The organism is Lactobacillus sp. UMNPBX6 (assembly GCF_002553975.1).
Taxonomy (GTDB): domain Bacteria; phylum Bacillota; class Bacilli; order Lactobacillales; family Lactobacillaceae; genus Lactobacillus; species Lactobacillus gallinarum.
Genome location: NZ_PCZD01000095.1, coordinates 1 through 3197, shown reverse-complemented (window position 1 = coordinate 3197; position 3197 = coordinate 1). Strand labels below are relative to the sequence as shown.

2 rRNA genes are annotated in these 3197 nt (G+C 50.2%); both read left to right on the top strand.

From position 1 onward, the window contains the following. Nucleotides 1-103: 103 nt before the first annotated feature. Nucleotides 104-3007 (top strand): 23S ribosomal RNA (locus CP357_RS09690). Nucleotides 3008-3078: 71 nt separating this feature from the next. Next, nucleotides 3079-3195 (top strand): 5S ribosomal RNA (rrf, locus tag CP357_RS09685). The last annotated feature ends 2 nt before the right edge of the window (nucleotides 3196-3197 follow it).

Sequence of the window (3197 nt, the reverse complement as noted above, 5' to 3'; positions counted from 1 at the left end):
TCAAAGAGCTAGTACATTGAAAACTGAATATAATCCAAGCAAAAAACCGAGACAATCAAAGAGAACAGATTGCAAGGCGACCGAGAAGAGAATTCTTGAGTAAGGTCAAGTAGAAAAGGGCGCACGGTGAATGCCTAGGCACTAAAAGCCGATGAAGGACGTGACGAACTACGAAAAGCTTCGGGGAGCGGTAAGTACGCAGAGATCCGGAGATATCCGAATGGGGGAACCCAATGCAGCGATGCATTATTGATTGATGAATAGATAGTCAATCAAAGGAATACGCAGTGAACTGAAACATCTAAGTAGCTGCAGGAAGAGAAAGAAAGATCGATTTCCTTAGTAGCGGCGAGCGAAGAGGAAAGAGCCCAAACCAAGTGATTTATCATTTGGGGTTGTAGGACTGCGACGTGGTAGCGTGAGTGATAGCAGAATTATCTGGGAAGGTAAGCCAGAGAGGGTGAGAGCCCCGTACGTGAAATTGCAAGCGCGCCTAGCAGAATCCTGAGTAGGCCGGGACACGAGGAATCCCGGTTGAAACCGCGAGGACCATCTCGCAAGGCTAAATACTAATTAGTGACCGATAGTGAACCAGTACCGTGAGGGAAAGGTGAAAAGAACCCCGGAAGGGGAGTGAAAGAGAACCTGAAACCGTGTGTCTACAAGTAGTCAAAGCACATTAAAGTGCAATGGCGTGCCTTTTGTAGAATGAACCGGCGAGTTACGTTATCTAGCGAGGTTAAGTCAGAAAAGACGGAGCCGGAGCGAAAGCGAGTCTGAAGAGGGCGAGAAGTTAGGTGACGTAGACCCGAAACCAAGTGACCTACCCATGACCAGGCTGAAGGCGTGGTAAAACGCGCTGGAGGGCCGAACCCACGTAAGTTAAAAATTGCGGGGATGAGTTGTGGGTAGCGGTGAAATTCCAAACGAACTTGGAGATAGCTGGTTCTCTCCGAAATAGCTTTAGGGCTAGCCTCGTGGAGAGGATAATGGAGGTAGAGCTCTGTTTGGACTAGGGGCCCGTCAGGGGTTACTGAATCCAGATAAACTACGAATTCCAGATATCTATACACGGGAGTCAGACTGCGAGTGATAAGATCCGTAGTCGAAAGGGAAACAGCCCAGATCACCAGTTAAGGTCCCCAAATCTATGCTAAGTGGAAAAGGATGTGGAGTTGCGTAGACAACTAGGACGTTGGCTCAGAAGCAGCCATCATTCAAAGAGTGCGTAATAGCTCACTAGTCGAGTGGCGCTGCGCCGAAAATTTACCGGGGCTAAGCATAGTACCGAAACTGTGGATGTACGTAAGTACGTGGTAGGAGAGCGTTCTAAGTGCGGCGAAGGTTAACCGAGAGGATAATTGGAGCGCTTAGAAGTGAGAATGCCGGTATGAGTAGCGAAAGATAGGTGAGAATCCTATCCGCCGAAAGACTAAGGTTTCCTGGGGCAGGCTCGTCCGCCCAGGGTAAGTCGGGACCTAAGGCAAGGCCGAGAGGCGTAGTCGATGGATAACAGGTAGAGATTCCTGTACTGTGTTCAATCGTTATGAGCAATGGAGGGACGCAGGAGGCGAAACACGCATCGCGATGGAACGATGTTCAAGCGACAAGTGCGGTTAAGAGTCAAATGCTTCTAACCAGCAACACGAGTCGTGATGAGGAGCGAAGTAAAAGTAGCGAAGGTGTGGTAGTCACACTGCCAAGAAAAGCTTCTAGCCAGAGAGAACATACCCGTACCGCAAACCGACACAGGTAGTCGAGTGGAGAACACTAAGGTGAGCGAGAGAACTCTCGTTAAGGAACTCGGCAAAATGACCCCGTAACTTCGGAAGAAGGGGTGCTGGCCATGAGAATGGTTAGCCGCAGTGAATAGGCCCAAACAACTGTTTATCAAAAACACAGGTCTCTGCAAAATCGTAAGATGACGTATAGAGGCTGACACCTGCCCGGTGCTGGAAGGTTAAGAGGAGAGCTTAGCGCAAGCGAAGGTTTGAATTGAAGCCCCAGTAAACGGCGGCCGTAACTATAACGGTCCTAAGGTAGCGAAATTCCTTGTCGGGTAAGTTCCGACCTGCACGAAAGGTGTAATGATTTGGGCACTGTCTCAACGAGAGACTCGGTGAAATTATAATACCCGTGAAGATGCGGGTTACCCGCGACAGGACGGAAAGACCCCATGGAGCTTCACTGTAGCTTGATATTGAGTATCTTTTAAACATGTACAGGATAGGTAGGAGCCAAGGAAAGCAGGACGCTAGTTTTGCTGGAGGCAATGTTGGGATACTACCCTTGTTTGAAGGATGCTCTAACCTCGACCTGTAAGCCAGGCCAGGGACAGTGTCAGGTGGGCAGTTTGACTGGGGCGGTCGCCTCCTAAAGTGTAACGGAGGCGCTCAAAGGTTCCCTCAGAATGGTTGGAAATCATTCGCAGAGTGTAAAGGTATAAGGGAGCTTGACTGCGAGAGAGACAACTCGAGCAGGTAGGAAACTAGGACTTAGTGATCTGGTGGTACCGTATGGAAGGGCCATCACTCAACGGATAAAAGCTACCCTGGGGATAACAGGCTTATCTCCCCCAAGAGTTCACATCGACGGGGAGGTTTGGCACCTCGATGTCGGCTCGTCGCATCCTGGGGCTGAAGTCGGTCCCAAGGGTTGGGCTGTTCGCCCATTAAAGCGGCACGCGAGCTGGGTTCAGAACGTCGTGAGACAGTTCGGTCCCTATCCGTCGTGGGCGTAGGAAATTTGAGAGGAGCTGTCCTTAGTACGAGAGGACCGGGATGGACGCACCGCTGGTGTACCAGTTGTTCCGCCAGGAGCATCGCTGGGTAGCTATGTGCGGAAGGGATAAGCGCTGAAAGCATCTAAGTGCGAAGCCCCCCTCAAGATGAGATTTCCTTTGCGTAAGCAGTAAGACACCTCAAAGACGATGAGGTAGATAGGCTGGGAGTGGAAGTTCTGTGAAGAATGGAGCGGACCAGTACTAATCAGTCGAGGACTTGACCAAAGGCCAAGCGATCTGGAGAAGGTTTTTTGCGAGAGATTATGTTTAGTTTTGAGTGTAAAAGCTCAAAAGAGTACGGTGGCGAAAGCAAGAAGGATACACCTGTTCCCATGCCGAACACAGAAGTTAAGCTTCTTAACGCCGAAAGTAGTTGGTGGGCAACTGCCTGCGAGGAAAGGAAGCTGCCGTGCTC